The 17843-nt window shown below is 61.3% G+C and carries 22 protein-coding genes; 14 read left to right on the plus strand and 8 right to left on the minus strand.

Annotated elements, in window-relative coordinates; genetic code table 11:
* Together DEIPR_RS01010 and DEIPR_RS01015 are read right to left on the minus strand one after the other, a co-directional pair.
* Positions 1 to 954: a helix-turn-helix transcriptional regulator gene (locus DEIPR_RS01010; RefSeq protein ID WP_013613964.1), complete on the minus strand. Its 954-nt coding sequence runs from the start codon at positions 952 to 954 to the stop codon at positions 1 to 3.
* A gap of 102 nt (positions 955 to 1056) precedes the next feature.
* Positions 1057 to 1392, minus strand: coding sequence for a DsrE family protein (locus DEIPR_RS01015; RefSeq protein ID WP_013613965.1), 336 nt, complete (start codon positions 1390 to 1392; stop codon positions 1057 to 1059).
* 75 nt (positions 1393 to 1467) lie between these two features.
* Here DEIPR_RS01015 and DEIPR_RS01020 point away from each other — a divergent pair, with 75 nt between their 5' ends.
* The 4 genes from DEIPR_RS01020 (at position 1468) to DEIPR_RS01035 (ending at position 4629) form a co-directional block, all read left to right on the plus strand.
* A complete protein-coding gene (locus DEIPR_RS01020) occupies positions 1468 to 1959 on the plus strand; it encodes a DinB family protein (RefSeq protein ID WP_013613966.1) in 492 nt (163 codons plus the stop codon).
* A gap of 86 nt (positions 1960 to 2045) precedes the next feature.
* Positions 2046 to 2558: a DinB family protein gene (locus tag DEIPR_RS01025; RefSeq protein WP_013613967.1), complete on the plus strand. Its 513-nt coding sequence runs from the start codon at positions 2046 to 2048 to the stop codon at positions 2556 to 2558.
* A 54-nt stretch (positions 2559 to 2612) separates the two neighbouring features.
* Positions 2613 to 3545: a hydroxymethylbilane synthase gene (gene hemC / locus DEIPR_RS01030; protein WP_013613968.1), complete on the plus strand. Its 933-nt coding sequence runs from the start codon at positions 2613 to 2615 to the stop codon at positions 3543 to 3545.
* Between the two features lie 91 nt (positions 3546 to 3636).
* Positions 3637 to 4629 (plus strand): asparaginase, encoded by a 993-nt coding sequence (locus DEIPR_RS01035; protein WP_013613969.1) that lies wholly within the window; start codon positions 3637 to 3639, stop codon positions 4627 to 4629.
* Here DEIPR_RS01035 and DEIPR_RS01040 read toward each other — a convergent pair.
* Together DEIPR_RS01040 and DEIPR_RS01045 are read right to left on the minus strand one after the other, a co-directional pair.
* Positions 4571 to 4957 carry a hypothetical protein gene (locus tag DEIPR_RS01040; RefSeq protein ID WP_013613970.1) on the minus strand — a complete coding sequence of 129 codons (387 nt, stop codon included), beginning with the start codon at positions 4955 to 4957 and terminating at the stop codon, positions 4571 to 4573. The genes DEIPR_RS01035 and DEIPR_RS01040 overlap by 59 nt on opposite strands.
* A gap of 329 nt (positions 4958 to 5286) precedes the next feature.
* A complete protein-coding gene (locus tag DEIPR_RS01045; RefSeq protein ID WP_041221883.1) occupies positions 5287 to 6063 on the minus strand; it encodes a TatD family hydrolase in 777 nt (258 codons plus the stop codon).
* A 245-nt stretch (positions 6064 to 6308) separates the two neighbouring features.
* Between DEIPR_RS01045 and purC the strand changes: the two genes are divergently transcribed.
* The 8 genes from purC (at position 6309) to dcd (ending at position 14012) form a co-directional block, all read left to right on the plus strand.
* Entirely contained in the window at positions 6309 to 7022 is a 714-nt protein-coding gene (gene purC / locus DEIPR_RS01050) for a phosphoribosylaminoimidazolesuccinocarboxamide synthase (protein ID WP_013613972.1), read from the plus strand.
* 144 nt (positions 7023 to 7166) lie between these two features.
* Positions 7167 to 7424, plus strand: coding sequence for a phosphoribosylformylglycinamidine synthase subunit PurS (gene purS, locus DEIPR_RS01055; RefSeq protein WP_013613973.1), 258 nt, complete (start codon positions 7167 to 7169; stop codon positions 7422 to 7424).
* Positions 7421 to 8083 (plus strand): phosphoribosylformylglycinamidine synthase subunit PurQ, encoded by a 663-nt coding sequence (purQ, locus tag DEIPR_RS01060; RefSeq protein WP_013613974.1) that lies wholly within the window; start codon positions 7421 to 7423, stop codon positions 8081 to 8083. Before purS ends, purQ begins: the two co-directional genes overlap by 4 nt.
* A 205-nt stretch (positions 8084 to 8288) precedes the next feature.
* Positions 8289 to 10529, plus strand: coding sequence for a phosphoribosylformylglycinamidine synthase subunit PurL (gene purL, locus DEIPR_RS01065; protein ID WP_013613975.1), 2241 nt, complete (start codon positions 8289 to 8291; stop codon positions 10527 to 10529).
* Entirely contained in the window at positions 10526 to 11944 is a 1419-nt protein-coding gene (gene purF / locus DEIPR_RS01070) for an amidophosphoribosyltransferase (RefSeq protein WP_013613976.1), read from the plus strand. Before purL ends, purF begins: the two co-directional genes overlap by 4 nt.
* 92 nt (positions 11945 to 12036) lie before the next feature.
* Positions 12037 to 12360 (plus strand): hypothetical protein, encoded by a 324-nt coding sequence (locus DEIPR_RS13850; RefSeq protein WP_013613977.1) that lies wholly within the window; start codon positions 12037 to 12039, stop codon positions 12358 to 12360.
* Positions 12323 to 13420, plus strand: coding sequence for a hypothetical protein (locus DEIPR_RS13855; RefSeq protein ID WP_148231748.1), 1098 nt, complete (start codon positions 12323 to 12325; stop codon positions 13418 to 13420). Before DEIPR_RS13850 ends, DEIPR_RS13855 begins: the two co-directional genes overlap by 38 nt.
* A complete protein-coding gene (gene dcd, locus DEIPR_RS01075) occupies positions 13401 to 14012 on the plus strand; it encodes a dCTP deaminase (protein WP_013613979.1) in 612 nt (203 codons plus the stop codon). Before DEIPR_RS13855 ends, dcd begins: the two co-directional genes overlap by 20 nt.
* Positions 14013 to 14552: 540 nt before the next feature.
* Here dcd and DEIPR_RS01085 read toward each other — a convergent pair.
* Both DEIPR_RS01085 and DEIPR_RS01090 read right to left on the minus strand, forming a co-directional pair.
* A complete protein-coding gene (locus DEIPR_RS01085; RefSeq protein ID WP_013613980.1) occupies positions 14553 to 14897 on the minus strand; it encodes a type II toxin-antitoxin system PemK/MazF family toxin in 345 nt (114 codons plus the stop codon).
* A complete protein-coding gene (locus tag DEIPR_RS01090) occupies positions 14894 to 15124 on the minus strand; it encodes a ribbon-helix-helix domain-containing protein (protein ID WP_013613981.1) in 231 nt (76 codons plus the stop codon). The genes DEIPR_RS01085 and DEIPR_RS01090 overlap by 4 nt, the downstream gene beginning before the upstream one ends.
* A 27-nt stretch (positions 15125 to 15151) precedes the next feature.
* Between DEIPR_RS01090 and DEIPR_RS01095 the strand changes: the two genes are divergently transcribed.
* Together DEIPR_RS01095 and DEIPR_RS01100 are read left to right on the plus strand one after the other, a co-directional pair.
* Complete coding sequence (locus tag DEIPR_RS01095; protein ID WP_013613982.1) at positions 15152 to 15865, plus strand: histidine phosphatase family protein; 714 nt, start codon at positions 15152 to 15154, stop codon at positions 15863 to 15865.
* Between the two features lie 132 nt (positions 15866 to 15997).
* The gene (locus DEIPR_RS01100) at positions 15998 to 16216 is read left to right on the plus strand and encodes a hypothetical protein (RefSeq protein ID WP_013613983.1); all 219 of its coding nucleotides are present in this window, start codon (positions 15998 to 16000) and stop codon (positions 16214 to 16216) included.
* An 82-nt stretch (positions 16217 to 16298) separates the two neighbouring features.
* Here the strand turns inward: DEIPR_RS01100 and DEIPR_RS01105 are convergent, their stop codons facing one another.
* Positions 16299 to 17054, minus strand: coding sequence for a TerC family protein (locus tag DEIPR_RS01105; protein WP_245532705.1), 756 nt, complete (start codon positions 17052 to 17054; stop codon positions 16299 to 16301).
* Positions 17055 to 17358: 304 nt separating this feature from the next.
* Complete coding sequence (locus DEIPR_RS01110; protein WP_013613985.1) at positions 17359 to 17811, minus strand: c-type cytochrome; 453 nt, start codon at positions 17809 to 17811, stop codon at positions 17359 to 17361.
* Positions 17812 to 17843: the final 32 nt, after the last annotated feature.

A 17843-nucleotide genomic window follows, 5' to 3' on the forward strand; every position in this document is an offset into this window, starting at 1 on the left:
CTAGTCCGTGTGAAGGAGTGCGTGACAGCGTTCGCCCAGCCGCTGGAACGCGCCTAACAGTTCCGGTGGGCTGTCTACGCGGAACTCGCACGGCACGCTCAGCAAAAAGGCGGCGAAGAAGTCCAGCTGCTCGCGCTGACAGCGGATGCGGGTGCCGCCCTCCTCGGCACGGATGTCGGTGTTCCATACACTCAGAAAGCCGTGCAGCTGCTCCGGTGGGCAAGCCAGCCACACGCTGATGTCGTGCAGGGGTTGGCTGCAGGGATGGGCGCGGACATGCGCCAGGGCATCGAAGTCCTGGGGTGGGGTAAAGGTTTCGTCGAGCACGGCCAGGTCCCGAATGCGGTCCAGGCGAAAGGAGCGCAGTTCCTGGCGCAGCTGACACCAGCCCACCGCGTACCAGCGCCCGTCCACATGCATCACCCGGTACACGTTGACCCGGCGGCGCGTACCGGCGCCCTTGTTTGAGGTGTAGGTGATGTCCACCGTCTGCGCCTCCCGCACCGCCCGCAGCAGCGCCGCCAGGGTCGCCGCGTTGGTGCTGACCACCCAGGGCGAATCGTCAAGCTGCACGGCCTTTTCCAGCGCCTGCACCTCTTCGCGCAGGCTGTGCGGCAGCGTGCGCTTCAGCTTGGCACTGGCCGCCTCGGCAGCGGGCGTCAGCGTGTGGAGCCCCAGTTGCTTGAGCGCCCGTAGCCCCAGCGCCAGGCTGAGGGCTTCCTCACCCGTGAACATCAGCGGCGGCAGCCGGAACCCCGGTTTCAGGCGGTACGCCCCGCCCACACCACGCCTGCCCTCGACCGGAATGCCCAAATCCTGCAGTTTCATGATGTACCGCTGCACCGTGCGTGGGCTGACTTCCAGCCGCCGGCTCAACTCCGCGCCCGTGACTTCTTCCCGCGCCTGGAGCAGTTCCAGCACGGTCAGCACACGCAGGGAAGGGTCGTAGGTCATGGGGTGGGTGTCTAAGTGTCCAAGAGTCTGAGGGGCTGAGAGTCGAAGGGATCAAGTTGCTTGACGCTTAGCCTCTTGGACAGCCCGCGCCCTTTGCAGGTCTCAGGGTTTGATGTAGGCAAAGCCTCCCTGCTGGGCTTCCGCCAGGGCCAGGACGCCGTTGGGGACAGTGGTGGCCCACTCGGGCAGGGTGCCCGGCTCGATGTCGTGGGCCCGCAGCGAATTGCGGCAGACCTGAAAGGTCACGCCTTTTGCTGCCGCTTCGGCCATGTGGCCCAGCCAGTCGTGCTGGCCCTGCAGGACGTACACCGCCGAGCCGTTGACCACCACCCGCACCGCTGGCCGGTCATCCAGCGCGGTCAGGTTGGCGAGGTTGCCCAGCGCGGCGTGCCAGCGGTCAGCCTCGGAGACATGCAGCACCACTTTCAAGTCGGACATGCCTCCACTCTACGCTCCAAATACGTCATGCCCTGACGGGAATGCGGCCTACGCTGCGGGCAGGAGGCAAAGGAAATGAGCGAAATCACCCTGCAAACCCCTGCCACACTGCTGACCCACTGGCAGGGTCACCGCGACCTGACCCGCCGCACCATCGAAGCGTTCCCCGAAGAAGGTTTCGGGCAACACGCCGCGCCCGGCATGCGTCCCTTTCAGATGATGGCCCTGGAGATTCTGGGCATGATGGATTATCAGCTTGAGTGGCTCCGCAGCGGCAAGCCCCACTGGGAGGACCCGGACCCTGAGCAGAAGCTCCCCAGCCGCGCCGAGATTCTGCAGCGCTGGGACAAGCAGACGGCCGAACTGGCGGAAACATTCCCGAAAGTCGGCGCCGAAACGTGGCTGACTCCGGTAGACACGCCGTTCGGCAGGATGTCGCCCTTCAAGAGCGCCGAGTACCTGATTGAAAACGAAATCCACCACCGTGCCCAGGGCTTCGTGTATCTGCGCGAACTGGGCGTGACGCCGCCCGGCTTCTATGAGCGCGGTGACGTGACTGAAGAGTAGCGGCGGCGCTGGACGCCCTGCGCTGCCGGCTCCAAAGAACTGAAAAACCAGCCTGTACCGCCCCCTGACATCCAAGGAGAACGGACATGACCATTCCCGACCTGTTGCTCGAATCTTTTCACCGCAATGGCCGCGTGAACCAGGCGCTGCTGGCGGCCCTCACGCCCGCCGACCTAGCCCTCTCCGACGGGCGCGGTGGCTGGACCGTGGGACAGCACCTGGGCCACCTCGCCTACTTTCGCCCCGGCTGGCTGTCGCTGATTTCGCCCGCCGACGCTCAGGGGCTGCCCGAAGTGGTCAGCGGCGACTGGCAGCATTTCGAGCTGTCGGCCGACCTGCCCACACTGGCGGGGGCCTTTCGCCTGGGCGACGAGGCGGCGCTGCGGGCAGTGCAGACCGCGCTGGAAGAAGGCCGCACTTTCCCCGACCCGCACGGCGAGGGCACCTATCAGGCCCACCCGGCCCACTTCCTGCAGCACATCATCGTCCACGACAGCCACCACCGGGGCCAGGTCATGGGCCTGCTGCGGCAAGGTGGGCGCAGCGCGGAGGACATGGACCAGCTGGATTCCCCGCTGTGGGCCATCTGGCGCGAGTAGGTGGACGCAGCGTAGGTTCGCACCGGCTGCGGGTGCCCCTCTATACTGCGGCCTGTGCGTACCGTAACCGTCGGCACCCGTGGCAGCACGCTCGCCCTTTCCCAGACCCGCTGGGTGGTCGAAAGACTCAAGGAGCAGTGGCCCGAGACCGAATTCAGAATCCAGACCATCACCACCAAAGGTGACAAGAACCGCGCCAGTTTGCAGAGCATGGCAAAGGCTGGCGACAAAGGCTTCTGGATCAAGGAGATTCAGGACGCCCTGCTGGCCAAAAGCATCGACATCGCCGTGCATTCGCTCAAGGACCTGCCCACTGAGCAGACGGAAGGCCTGGACATCGCTTCTATTCCCAAGCGTGCCGATGCCCGCGACGTGCTGGTGGGCGCAGAAGGCTTCAAGTCGCTGGCGGACCTTCCCCAGGGAGCCCGCATCGGCACCAGCTCGGTGCGGCGCCGGGCGTTCCTGAAAGCCTTCCGCCCGGACCTGCAGGTGATTCCGGTGCGCGGCAACATCGAAACGCGCATGGCGGCCGTGGCCAGCGACGACTACGACGCCGTGATTCTGGCCGGTGCCGGGCTGATTCGCACCGACCAGCGCCACCGGGCCGACGAGTTCGTGTCCACCGACATCCTGCTGCCGGCTCCCGGTCAGGGGGCGCTGGCACTGGAAGTCCGCGCCGACGACGACCTGATTGCCGAGGTGGCCTACGCCATCAACGACGCCGTGACCGATGACCGCATCACCGCCGAGCGCGAGTTTCTGGCGGGCCTGGGCGCAGGCTGCCTGGCCCCGGTCGGCGCCTTCGCCACCGTCAAGGGTGACCTGCTGACGCTGGAAGGCTGGGTGGGCGCTGTGGACGGCTCCGAAGTGATCAAGGCCACCACCAGCGGCGACGCCAGCGAGTGCGCGGACCTCGGCGCCGAACTGGCCGAGGACATGCTGAGCCAGGGCGCTCAGCGCCTGATTGAGATGGCCAAAGAGGATTGAGACTGAGGGCCGCGGGCTGACCGGCGCAGGGAGCTTGTGGGGGCACGCCGGGTGGCCGTAGCTTCCTGCACCGCTGTCCTACACTGACCGCATGTCTCAGTCCGCACCGGCCCGTTCTCAGCGCCTGACCGCCATCCATACCGGTGGAACCATTGCCAGTCGGCCACAGGGTGAAGGCGGGCAGGGCGTCACGCCGCAGGGCGCCCCGGGCCTGCCGGAGCTGAGTGGGGTAGAGGTCCGCGACTTAACGCCCTTTACGCTGCCCAGCCCACACATCAAGCCCCGGCACATGCTGGAGCTGGCCCGGCTGATAGAAGAGGCGGCCCCACGCTCGGACGGCATCGTGGTCACGCACGGGACCGACACGCTGGAGGAAACCGCCTACGCGCTGCACCTGCTGGTGGATACCCCGGTGCCGGTGGTGCTGACCGGCTCCATGCGCCATCAGGCGGAAGCGTCGTGGGACGGCCCTGGCAACCTGCTGGACGCGGCCGGCGTGGCCCTGGACCCCCAGACGCGGGGCCGGGGGCCGCTGGTGGTGTTCGGCGGTGACATCTTCGACGCCCGCACCGTGACCAAGGTCCACAGCACTGCCGTAGATGCCTTCGGCGGGTATCCCGGCCCCATTGGGCGCATAGACCGGCTGGAGGGCCACAGCCACGTGCGCTACTTCGCCCGTCCGGAAGAGCGTCCGGTGTACCGACCTGCCGCGCTCAGCGCCCGCGTGGAAATTCTGTACGCCTACGCCGGCTGGGCAGGCGAAGGCTTTGCCGAGGCCCTCGCCCGCGCCGACGGCCTGGTCATTGCAGCGCTGGGCGCCGGCAACCTGCCCGCCGAGCTGCTGCCGCTGGTGGCCGGAGCGCAGGGCAGCGGCAAGCCCATCGTCATTGCCACGCGCACCGACGCGGGCGCTGTGATTCCGGCTTACGGCTACGCGGGAGGCGGCGCAACACTGCAGGCCGCCGGAGCCATTCCGGCCAGCTTCCTGAACGCCCACAAGGCGCGCATTCTGCTGCTGGTGCTGCTCAGCTTAGGCTGGTCACGCGGGCAAATCGCTGACGCATTTTCTGCAGGAAGCCTTTAGCCTTGCAGCCGCAGTCCTCGGGGGCGTCGGCCAGCAGGGCGTCCACGGAGATATCCAGGCCTTTACGCAGGTCTTCGGGCAGCGCCTGCTCGAACTGAATACTGCCGGCCGGCTCGCTGAACTGCCGCAGCAGCAGGCAGCGGGCCTCTTCGCCGCAGCGCAGCGGGCGGCCGTTCACGAATACGGCCTGTACGCGTTCGTTGCTCAGGTGCAGGCACATGCGGGCCTCGCTCGCCAGGTTCTTCAGGGCGAGGATGCCGGTCTGGGCCTTGACGCTGCTCAGCGCCTGCGAAAAGTCCTGGTTGTGGAAGTTGCCAGCTAGGGTCATGTGAAGCCTCCTGAAGGGTCGAATTCAAGAATAGTCAGCCACTGGCCTGGTTCTGGAACCGTTCCACAACTCCACCCCCCTGGGTCGGCCCGCCGCTGCGGTGTACTTTTTCTTAATTCTGACTAAAGAATATTCATCCTTATAACGAATCTGTGTAACGCAAAGTACACAGCTGGCATTCATTTCCATGACATTCCAGACGTCACGGTGCAGAAAGTTTGCTGGCATTCTCGTGTGGCTTCCGGCGTTTGGGAGAGATGCAGTTTGTAAGAAAAGGCCATTGTTCTTGTCAGAATTGAAGCAATTTGTGCCGTTCTGATAGCGGTCTGTCAGGCTCCAGCTGCTGGCAGAGTCAGGCTGTACACCCGCTGCGCGTTGTGGGTGGTCTGGGCTTCTAACTCGGCGGGGTCTAGACCGCGCAGGGCCGCCACGAACTCCAGCGTGTGCCGCACGTAGCCGGGGCGGTTGGGCTTGCCCCGTTTCGGCACCGGAGCCAGAAAGGGAGCGTCCGTTTCCAGCAGCAGGCGGTCCAGGGGCACCTCACGGGCGGCGGCCTGAATCTCGGGGGCGTTTTTGTACGTCACGTTGCCGGCAAAGCTGAAGTGGTGCCCCTGCTCCAGCCCGTAGGCCAGCAAGTCGCGGTTCCCTGAAAAGCAGTGCAGAATCAGCCGCACATGCTCCCAGTGCGGCAGCACGTCCAGCAATCCCCGGTGGGCACTGTCCTCGCCCCGTTTGTCGCGCACGTGAATCACCAGCGGCTTGCCGGTGCGGCCGGCCAGGTCCAGCTGCCATTCCAGGGCCGCCAGCTGCTGCGGGCGCTGTCCCGCGTCCCAGTAGTCGTCCAGCCCGCTTTCCCCGATACCGACCACGCGGGGATGCTCCGCCAGCCGCTCCAGCTCGGCTCGGTGCTCCGGGGTGTCGTCTTCGGTGCCGGTGGGGTGAATACCGACGGTGGCCCAGACATCGGGGAACTGCTCGGCCAGGGCCACGGCGCTGCGGGCGTGCTGGATGCCGGCCCCGATACAGACCATGCCGCTCAGGCCCAGTTCGCCGCGTGCCGATGCGGGGGCGTCCAGGTAGTCGAGGTGGCAGTGGGTATCAATCATGCCAGGCAGCATGACACGCCGCTGCCGGGCAAAGTGGCCGGTCAGGGGGAGAGGTCCCGCAAAAGGGAGGGCCTTCCATCCAGCAACCGTGAACGCGGCCAGGCCATCTGAGTTAATCTGACTTGCAACCCCCCGACTGGGAAGCAGTGAACCCCTACATTCTGTCCGCAGCCTGCGAGCTGCCCCGCTGTGCCCAGACCGGGTGCGGCGGTAAGTCCGCCCCGTGAGGCGGCGATGGAGGCCCTATGAACAGCAGCGCACCTCTGTACGAGGGCAAGGCCAAAAAGGTCTTTGCCACTGAGAACCCCGCCGAGTACATCGTCCAGTACAAGGACGACGCCACCGCCTTCAACGCCCAGAAGCGCGGCGAGTGGGCCGGCAAGGGAGCTACCAACAACGCGATTACCGCGCACCTGTTTCCTCTGCTGGAAGCTGCCGGTATCCCCACGCACTTTATTGAGCAGCTCTCCGACACCGAGCAGCGCGTGAAGGCCGTGACCATCGTGCCGGTAGAAGTAATCGTGCGGAACATTGCCGCCGGAAGCTTCAGCAAGCGCCTGGGCGTGGAAGAAGGCGAGAAACTCAGCCGCCCCGTGGTGGAGTACTGCTACAAGTCCGACGCGCTGGGCGACCCGCTGATTAACACCGACACCGCTTTAGCCCTCGGTTGGGCCAGCGAAGAAGACCTGACCCGTATCCGCGAGCTGGCGCTGAAAGTGCGTGACTTCCTGGTGCCCTACTTCGAGAAGCGGGGCGTGACCCTGGTGGACTTCAAGTTGGAATTCGGCAAGCTGCCGGGCGGTGAAATCGTGCTGGCCGACGAAATCAGCCCCGATACCTGCCGCTTCTGGGACGCTCAGACCGGCGAAAAGCTCGACAAGGACCGCTTCCGCCGCGACCTGGGTGGAGAAGCCGAGGCCTACGCCGAGATGCTGCGGCGCGTGACCAGCGAGGTCTAAGGGGCCAGGAGGCAAAGGGTCTAAGAAAGTTGGTTAACCCATTTTCTAGACCCTTGGCTTATTTCAAAGCCATACCAATGACCGCCCCAGCAGCTTTGACCCTTAGACCTCTCGACCCTTAGACAATCTCCGAAGGAGTCCCAAATGCCTCAATACAACGCCAAAGTTTACGTGACCCTCAAGCCTTCTATCCTCGACCCACAGGGCCGCACGGTGGAGCGCGCGCTCTCGCACCTGGGCCAGAGCAACGTGAGCGGCGTGCGTGTGGGCAAGTATATCGAGCTGCAACTGACCGGCGAGCGCGGCGACGTGGAAGCCCAGCTCAAGGACATGGCCGAGAACGTGCTGAGCAACCCCATCATGGAAGACGTGAAGTGGGAAGTGGAGGAGGCCGCGCAGTGAAAACTGCCGTCGTTCAATTCCCCGGCTCCAACTGCGACACCGACGCTTTGGAAGCCGCCAAGTTGCTGCTGGACAAGGACGCCGAGTTCGTCTGGCACACCGAAACCGAGCTGCCGGAAGGCACCGAACTGGTGTTCATTCCTGGGGGCTTCAGCTACGGCGACCACCTCCGCAGCGGCGCGATTGCCGCCCGCAGCCCCATCATGAATGCCGTCAAGGCCCACGCTGAAGCGGGCGGTTGCGTGCTGGGCGTGTGCAACGGCTTTCAGGTACTGACCGAAAGTGGCCTGTTGCCCGGAGCACTCAGCCGCAACCGTGACCTGCACTTCCACTGCGCTCCCGTGCATCTGGTGGTGGAAAACGCCGACACCGACTTCAGCCGCGCCTACGAGAAGGGACAGGTCATCGAAATCCCTATCGCGCACGGCGAAGGCAACTTCTACGCCGATGCCGAAACCATTGGCCGCCTGGAAACCGAGGGCCGCGTGGTGTTCCGCTACAAGGACAACCCCAACGGCAGCCTCAACGACATCGCGGGCATCGTGAACGAAGGCGGCAACGTGCTGGGCATGATGCCCCACCCCGAGCGGGCCGTGGAACTGCTGCTGGGCAGTGAGGATGGTCGGGGCGTGTTCGAGTCGCTGAAGCGCAGGAAGTAACCGAAAAGCGGGCGTGGAAAGACTGGCGCTCTCTCTCGCTGTGGCTCTGTTTTGCGTCTGACGGCGCCCGCCCACACAGGCGAAGCGCGGGGTCAGTTCAGAACCTTTTTTACCTTTCCAGTTTGATGACCTGGTTCCCGGCGGCTGTAACGTGAAGCCAAGACGCTCGGGGACATTTCGAAACAACAGATTCTCAGGAGTTCCCATGACTCAAGCAACCCTCCGTGACCAAGCCGCCACCTTCGGCCTTTCTACCGAAGAATTTGACATCCTCGTCGAGCGCATCGGGCGCGAACCTAATGCGCTGGAAGCCGCCATCGTGGGCGCGATGTGGTCCGAGCACTGTGGCTACAAGAACAGCCGTCCCCTCTTCAAAGTGTTTCCCACCGAAGGCCCACAGGTGCTGCAAGGCCCCGGCGAGAACGCGGGCGTGATTGACATTGGCGAGGGCTACGGCGTGGCCTTCAAGATGGAATCACACAACCACCCCTCCGCCGTGGAACCCGTGCAGGGCGCAGCGACGGGCGTAGGCGGCATCCTGCGCGACATCTTTGCGATGGGCGCTCGGCCCTTTGCGGTGCTGGACAGCCTGCGCTTTGGCGACCCCGAAAGCCCCCGCACCCGTTTCCTGTTGAATGGTGTGGTGGACGGCATTTCGCACTATGGCAACGCCATCGGCGTGCCCACAGTAGGCGGCGAAACCATCTTCCACCCCAGCTATCAGGAAAACCCGCTGGTGAACGTGATGGCGCTGGGGCTGCTGCGCCACGAAGACCTCGCCAAAGGCACGATGGGCGAAGTGGGCAACCAGATTATTTACGTCGGTTCCAAGACGGGCCGCGACGGTCTGGGTGGGGCCGTGTTCTCCAGCGCCGACCTGAGCGCCGCCAGTCAAGCAGACCGCCCCGCCGTGCAGGTGGGCGACCCCTTCATGGAGAAACTGCTGCTGGAAGCCACCCTGGAAGCGATTCAGGCGGGCCTCGTGGCGGGCGTGCAGGACATGGGCGCGGCGGGTCTGGTGTCCAGCACCTGTGAAATGGCTTACCGCGCAGGCCTGGGCATCAGCATGAACCTGAATGACGTGCCCACCCGCGAAACGGGCATGGTGCCGATGGAGCTGTGCCTGTCTGAGTCGCAGGAGCGCATGATTCTGGTGCCGGTGCCGGGCAAGGAGCAGGAGCTGTACGACCTGCTCGCCAAGTGGGAACTGGACGTGGTGAATATCGGGCAGGTGGAAGACCACCAGAACTACCGCCTGATTTGGGACGGCGAAGTGGTGTGCGACCTTCCCGTAGACCTGCTGAACGAAGCGCCCAAGTACACCCGCGAAGGTGTAGAAAATCCTGACATTATCGCCAAGCGTGAAATGGACCTCAGCGGCATCCAGATGCCGAACGACCTCGGCGCGGTGCTGACCGACCTGCTCTCGCACCCCACCATTGCCAGCAAGAAGCCGATTTTTGAGCGCTACGACCACCAGGTGATGACGAATACCGTGGTGGTGCCCGGAGCCGCCGACGCTGCGGTGATGCGCGTGCGTGGCACAAGCATCGGCGTAGCCGCCACCAGCGACTGCAACCCCCGTTTTGTGTACCTGAACCCCTACACGGGCGCTGCCGCAGCTGTGGCCGAAGCCGCCCGCAACCTGGCCTGCGTGGGCGCGACTCCGCTGGCGATTACCGACAACCTCAACTTCGGCAACCCGCACGACCTGGGCGTGTACTACCAGCTTCAGCAAGCAGTGCAGGGCATTGCGGATGCCTGCCGCGCCCTGAACACGCCCGTGACTGGCGGCAACGTGAGCCTCTACAACCAGTACGTGGAAGGGGACCAGAAGGTCGCCATTCACCCCACCCCGACCATCGGCATGGTGGGCGTGCTGCCCGACGTGACCAAACATGTGGGCCAGCAGGTGCCCGTCGGCCCGCACAGCCTCTACCTGCTGGGCGAACTGGCCCAGACCATCGGGGCCAGCCAGTACCTGGAAACCGTCCACGGCCTGGAAGCGGGTCAGGTGCCTGCGCTGGACCTGGAGCTGCACCGCAAAGTCATTGACGGCACCCTGGCGCTGATTCGGGAAGGTCTTGCCGCCGCCGCCCACGATGCCAGCGAAGGCGGTCTGAGCGTGGCGCTGGCCGAGATGCTGCTGGGCGGCACCCAGGGCGCCAGCATCACCCTGGACGCCCCCTTGGACACCCGCGCCGACGCGCTGCTGTTCGGGGAAACCCATTCCAGCATCGTGGTGGCCGTGCCGGTGGGTCAGGAAACTGCCGCCGAAGCCCGCCTGGGCGAACTGGACGTGCCCTTCAAGCTGCTGGGCGACGTGAACGAGCAAAGCGGCGAACGCCTCACGGTTGCGCTGCCGCAACATGGACTAAATTTCAGCGTGAGCATTGACGCGATGAAACAGGCCCATAGCGGTGCCTTGCGGGAGATTCTGGCATGATTTTTGACCCCGCTACCGACAAACCCCAAGACGAATGCGGCGTCTTCGGCATCTATTCTCCCCAGCCGCAGGACCTGGCCTGGATGACCTACCTGGGCCTGTTCGCCCTGCAGCACCGTGGCCAGGAGGCGGCCGGGATCTGCGTCAGCAACGGCGAGAAGCTGCACGTGGAAAAGGACCTGGGCCTGGTCACGCAGGTGTTCACGCCCGAGCGGATGGCGTCGTTCAGCCTGCCGGACGCCCGCGTGGGCATCGGGCACGTGCGCTACTCCACCACCGGCTCCAACCTGCGCTTCAACGCCCAGCCGCTGAACACCCGCACCAACAAGGGCATTCTGGGCTTTGCCCACAACGGCAACTTCGTGAACGCCCTGGAAGTCCGCGCCGAGATGCTGGAAGAAGGCGCCCTGTTCCAGACCACCAACGACTCTGAGGTGATGCTGAACCTGATTGCCCGTGAAAGCGGCAAGGACCTGGTCGAGGCGGCGGCCCACGCCATGCAGCGTCTCAAGGGTGGCTACGCCTGCGTGCTGATGAGCCGCACCCAGCTGATCGGTTTCCGCGACCCCAACGGCGTGCGCCCGCTGGTGCTGGGGCAGCGTGAGGACGGGGCTTACGTGCTGGCCTCCGAGCCGTGTGCCCTGTACGCGGTGGGGGCCCGCCTGCTGCGCGACGTGCAGCCCGGCGAGCTGGTCAGCATCGACGAGCAGGGCCTGCACTCGCTGATGGTGGAGCCTGCTCAGCCCACGCCCTGCTCGTTCGAGTGGATTTACTTTGCCCGCAGCGACAGCCAGCTGGACGGGGTAGACGTGCACGAAAGCCGCATTCGCATGGGCGAGCAACTGGCCCGCGAGAAGCCCGTAGAAGCCGACGTGGTGGTGCCTGTGCCCGACTCCGGCATCGGGGCCGCCATCGGCTACGCCCGCGAGAGCGGTATTCCCTTCGACTACGGCCTGTACAAGAACCCCTACGCGGGCCGCACCTTTATCGCGCCCACCCAGGAAGCCCGCGAGCTGAAGGTCAAGATGAAGCTGAGCCCCACCTCCGCCATTCGCGGTAAGCGCGTGGTGCTGGTAGACGACTCCATCGTGCGCGGCACCACCAGCCGCCAAATCGTAAACCTGCTGCGCGAAGCGGGGGCCGCCGAGGTCCACTTCCGCGTGAGCAGCCCGCCCATCACCCACCCGTGCTTTTACGGCATCGACACCGCCGCCCGCAAGGAGCTGGTGGCCTCTACCCACAGCGTGGAAGAAATCCGCGACCTGATTGGGGCCGACACCCTCGCCTTTATCAGCGAAGGCGGCCTGCGTGAAGCTATCGGGGGCCAGGGCCTCTGCGGGGCGTGCTTTACGGGCGACTACCCTGCGGGCGTGCCGCTGCTGAACGACGTGGATAAGCTGGCGCTGGAGGGGTGAGTCTTTCGAAAGACTAATCGTTACCATTGTTGCTATCCTCATGACAATGGTGATATGGCCATTTAGTTTATAACATAATAAAGGAGAAATATATGCTGATGGCTGCTTCCTCACGAGAGCTTATTGGTACGAGTCCCCTCAAAATATTTCTGGAAATCAGAGCCGAACGTAGGGACGCCCCCGATTATTTAGTCGAGAGAATGAATAATATATTTCAAACTGCTATCAAGTTGGCTGATGGTGATGTGATATTGCCCAATGCAGATAAAGAAGCCCTCGATTTAGCCATTTCTATAAAGTCTGACCGTTTCATTTCTTCAACTGTGAGATCACTTGATTCGGCAGGCGAAATAGAGGGTGAGATTGCACGTGAGATGCTTGAACATTTGGGGCTGGGATTTGCTCGCCTTTTCTGATCTCTTACTTCTGCGGAAGAATCTTAAAGCTCTTTTAGAAGTACCTTATTTCAATGCTGGTATTTATGCTTATATAACCGATTTACTAGAAGCAATAGATTACTGCACGGAAAATTTTGGAGATCTGGATCCTAAAGTTGTAAGGGGCGTATCTGATCTAGTTTGGTCTTCCTATACTTATATCTCTAATAGTAATACGAAGGAAATTCCGTATGAGTTGGAGTATCTGTTGCAGTCATCTCTATCAGAGTTTGTAGATTTAGATTCTATTATCATAACTGCTTTTACTAATAACAAGATGATGTTCCACTTTTATAATGCTAATGTTATAAGTGGAATTCAAGAGTTATTACCTCAAATATCACTAAAAAGTGTCGATACGCACATAATTCAGGTTGCAATGCCTAAATTTTATTCTAGAAATGCTATCTACATGATTCCTATGTATCACGAACTTGGGCATTTTATGGATAGGCTTTATAATATAAGTGAAGTAATGCTTTTAAATTCGGATAGCAGTTTAATTGATTATATGAATTTACCTGAAGAATTTAATAACTTAAGCCCTAAACAAAAAATTTACATACTTAAGAATCACCTCGCTGAATATTTTTGCGATACTTTTGCGGCCTGCTTTGTTGGAGAGACTATAACTGACTTTCTAGCCGAAATAGGTGCTTCCGATTATGACTCAGAAACCCATCCAGCAACTTTCAAACGCAAAACACATATAGAAAATTTTCTTTTGGGTATCGATACACCAATCACTCAATCAGTCTCGGATACAGTTGCCCTCATGGGAATGAAGCCATTGGCTCGCTACTTCGAAGAGCCCAATGTATCTACTCCTTTGACTGAAGCTATTACAGTTCAGGCTGCTAACCGTAGAGAAGTTCACGGGTTGCTCGTTTCCTACTGGAAGTATCTCAAAGAAGTTTACAGTACGGTGTCCCTGCATGAATATTCCAAAGAGTTCAACATCAGCAATGATTTAATCGTAAAGTCGATCCGCAATTATTCGATTAGAGAGAAATGGGAAAATGTCAATAGTAACGCATAAAAATCTGTCTGGTGCTATAAATAAAGGCATTGACAGCGTGCTTATTGATCCGTTACTTGATGAATCACAAATCGGTAACATTTCCGTTGATTTAAGGCTTGGATACGACTTTCTTGTATCCATAAAGACCCGTTCATCCTATATATCACTTGATAAACATGGAAATTATAGAAGTACCACATCCTATTTTCAAAATACTAGACGTGATGTAGGTGATGGCTTCTTGGTATATCCAGGACAGTTAGTTCTGACAACGAGTTTAGAATATGTAAAATTACCAGGAAACATCTATGCTGAGATAATAACTCGCAGTAGCTACAACCGTTTGGGCATAAGGCTATCAACTACTTTGCAGCCCGGATTCAGGGGATGTGTACCTATAGAAATTGCTAACGATAGCAATAATCCTGTAGAGCTTATAATTGGTAGTAGGTTAATACAGATGAAACTCTATTCAATCGACGAAGATCTTGATTATGGATCTTCATCTAGAAAATATTATGGGGATACTTCACCAAATTCCTCTAGAGCATCTGAAGATTATGAAATAGCTTTACTCGCTTCAATGAGTAAAAAATCTAAAATTCTATAGTGATATTCAGTATAGTTATCTGAGGAATTTATCTTTTTAATCAATGTCTATATCATTAATTCACCCCTATTAGATTGATTTCTAAATCCTTCTATTACGTAAAGTCACAATCTGTTAGAATGTTTCTGAGTTAAGACGTGAGCGTGACTACCACCCAACCTACCATCGCCTTAGTCAACGGTCAAAAAGATTGGCAAGAAGTCTTTCCAGATGCCAGAGTGCGTCAGTACCGCTCGCAGAAGGCGCAGTGATACGCGCACGGCTCGGAGCTGTAGCTGCTAGATGAACAGGGCTGCACCCGGATGGATGGGATGTTGTGGTGGTTCGGAGCCATTCGCCTGACTGGAACTCCCTGTGTCAATCCTGCCGCGACCCTTCAGCGCGGCTTTGGCTGCCTGTCCATGCTGGCCGCAATGCAGGCGGCGGAGCTGCCGCTGATGCCTCAGAGTGTGGGGTTATTGGTTTCGACCTGCTGGCAGCGCGGTTGATGGCTCAATTGGCTTGAGGTGGGAATCCCTGCATCCAACGCCTCAATTGCCTTCACAACCCCAAATGCATCCTTAGCTTCCCATCCAACTCTGCCATCAAGTCATCCGGCACATGCCCCAGCCGTTTGATGAGGCGGCTGGCGTGGGCCGCCCGCATGGCTTCCACCTGCGCTTTGCTGTCATGGTCCAGACCTGTGCGCTGGTTGGGCAGAATCACGTTGGTTACGTACACGCGCTCCACGTTGCTGGTGAGCGGAACCGTCATCAGCAGGTGTGCCCCGGCGTTGTTGGCATTGTTGCTGACGATGACGCCAGGGTGAACCTGCGCCGCTTCTCCCTCGCGGCCATCGGGGCGGTAATTGATCAGCCAGATGTCGCCGCGCCGGACGAGTTTCAAGGTTGCTCCAGGCCGTCTGCATTGTCAGCGGGGTAGAGTTCTAGCCCTTCAGCCTGTGCAGTGCCCAGGTCGCGGTAGGCGGCCTCCAGCTCACTGGTTTGCAGCGCCCGAACCGCTTCGGCCAGTGCAGCGCTGCGGGTGTCCAGCCCGTGCCGCTTCTGGTAGTCGTCCAAAAAACGGCTCAGTTCCGTGGGCAAAGTCGCACTGATTCGAGTGGCATAACTCATGCTACCTACTATGCCATACTCCCTCCCATGAACTTGCTCCTCATCCGTCATGCCCAGTCTGCCAACAACCTGCTGTACGCCGAAACAGGGAGCAGCGAAGGCCGCCACCCCGACCCACCACTGACCGACCTGGGCCACGCTCAGGCGGCGGCTTTGGCGCAGTTTGCCTGTAGCGACGCCACCTTTGGGCGGGTTACCCACCTCTATTCCAGCCTGATGCGCCGCTCGGTGCAGACGGCGGCTCCGCTGGCGCAGGCGCTGGGGCTGCCCGTGCAGGGGCTGGCGCTGGCGCATGAGGCGGGCGGCATCTTCGGCAAGGACGAGGCGGGCGAGCGGCAGGCGCTGGCGGGTGCGGCGCACGCCGACCTGCTGGCGGACAACCCCGCGCTGCTGTGGCCGCCAGAGCTAGATATGCAGGAGCCTTGGGCGGGTGGCTTCGAGCACTATGCGGACGATGACCGCGTGCTTCAGCAGCGGGCCGCCGCGCTGCTGCGGCAGTTGCGCGGGCACCATGCGCCAGCGGGCGAGGCGGGGGAGACGGTGGCGCTGGTCACGCACGGGCACTTTACCCAGTACCTGCTGCGCGAGGTGACCGGGCATGGCAGCGCCTATTTCCGCGTGTTCAACACGGCCACCACGCTGCTTACCCTGCACGGCCCCGAAACTCCCGCCGAGTGGGGGCCGCTGGTGGTCTGGGTGAACCGCTTCGACCACCTTGCACCCGAGCAGGTGTCGGTGTAGGCGAGCGGTGGGGCAGGAGGGCGCAAGCCTAAGCGTCTGCTCAAGGTGCCGGCGCAGTGCAGGAGCGCATACTCGGAGTCAGAGCCAGACAACCTGCCCCGAAATTCCCTCATAACGGCTCTAGGAGACCCTATGAAACTGAAAGCTTCTGTCCTGATGTACGCCCTGGGCTATGCCTCTATCGCTGCCAGCGCCTACCGCTACCTCACCAATGAAGACAGCGGCGACGAGCGCGACGGCCTGTTTATGGGCCACTGGGCGCCCACCTTCTTCATCCTGGGCAAGGCCGCCGAGGACCGCGAAGTGCGCGGCCACCCCACCTGGTCGCTGGACTGGGAAAGCGGCAAATAACGTTTCCGCCATACCACGCAAATCCCCCGCCAGTGTTGCGGGGGATTTTTTGAGGGCTCTGTAGGATGTGGGGGCCAGAAGGTCAGACCTGAGGTTCGCGGCCCGAGCCGTGCAGCTCCACCGGCTGGCTTTTGCGCAGCCGCATGTTGAACAGCTCCACCGCGATAGAAAAGCCCATGGCGAAGTAGGTGTAGCCCTTGGGAATGTGGAAGCCCAGGCCGTCGGCAATCAGGTTCACGCCAATCAGCAGCAGGAAGCTCAGCGCCAGCACCTTGACCGTCGGGTGGGCCTGCACGAAGTCGCCAATCGGTTTGGCGGCCACCAGCATCAGGGCCACCGTGACCACCACAGCCGACACCATCACACCGATGTCTTCGGCCATGCCTACCGCCGTAATCACGCTGTCCAGGCTGAACACGATGTCCAGAATCATGATCTGGATAATGACCGAGGTAAAGCCCACGGCCCGCACCGGCTTGCCGGGTGTGCTGCCGCTGCCCACTTCCTCGTGCGGGCCTTCAAGCTGCTCGTGCATCTCCTTGGTGGCCTTGTACATGAGGAACAGGCCGCCGCCGATGAGAATCAGGTCCTTGCCGGCAAAGTCGTGCCCGAACGCCGTAAACAGGGTGTTGGTCAGCGTCATGACCCAGGCGATAGAGGCCAGCAGCAGCAAGCGGGTCAGGCCCGCGCCCAGCAGGCCGATGGTGCGGGCGCGGTCGCGCTGCTCAGGCGGCAGCTTGCCGCTGAGAATCGAAATAAAGACGATGTTGTCGATGCCGAGAATCAGCTCCAGCAGAAGCAGGGTGCCGAACGCCAGCCAGGCTTCGGGGTGGCTCATCCAACCAAAAAGGGTTTCTATCAACGTGGGACTCCTGCGGCGCGGCGCGGGCCGGGCCGTCAACATGTGAGGTCTGCGGGGCGTGGTGCGGAAACAGGCCAGTTGCGGCCTGCCTTGCCCCTCATGCTGCTGGGGAAGTTGTGCACGAATTATGCCGGTTTGATGAAGAAGCTTCATTTGCATGGGGCCGGCGGCTGAGGACCCTGGCTGCGCGGGCGGGTGCGGAGCACGGGTGCAGGGAACAGGTGCAAAAAAGGGAAACGGAAAGCCCCGCCTGCCGCTCGGCGGGGCTGACAGGGAAACGCTACTGAAGCGTGCCCAGGTAGGTGTGAATGGCCTCCAACTGCTGGTCGGTGGCCGCCTCGCCGCTAAAGCCAGTGTCGGCAAAGTGCGGCATGATGGGCGCCAGTGAGCGGCCGTCCGGGGTCTTGCCGTGCAGGGTGGCTTCGGTGAACTCGGCCAGCGTCCAGCCGGCGGCGGTTTTCAGGCTGGGGCCGACTCCGCCTTCGGCCTTGGCCCCATGGCAGCCGGCGCAGTTGCCTGCGAACAGCTGCGGGCCGTTGGCAGGCTGCGGCGCGCTGCTGTCCACAGCGGCCATGGTGGCGCCGGCTGCCGCGCCGCGTCCATCTGCAAAAGGCCGCCCGGCGATGCCTTGGCCCATGCTGTACGCCAGCCAGCCAATCTGAATGGTCAGGACGAGGCCCAGCAGCCACACGGCGGCCTCGGCGAAGCTGAATCCTTGGTGTTCTTCGTTCATGGGAAATTCTCCGTTGGAAGGGGTCAGGGAAA

It is taken from the genome of Deinococcus proteolyticus MRP (genome assembly GCF_000190555.1).
Lineage (GTDB): Bacteria > Deinococcota > Deinococci > Deinococcales > Deinococcaceae > Deinococcus > Deinococcus proteolyticus.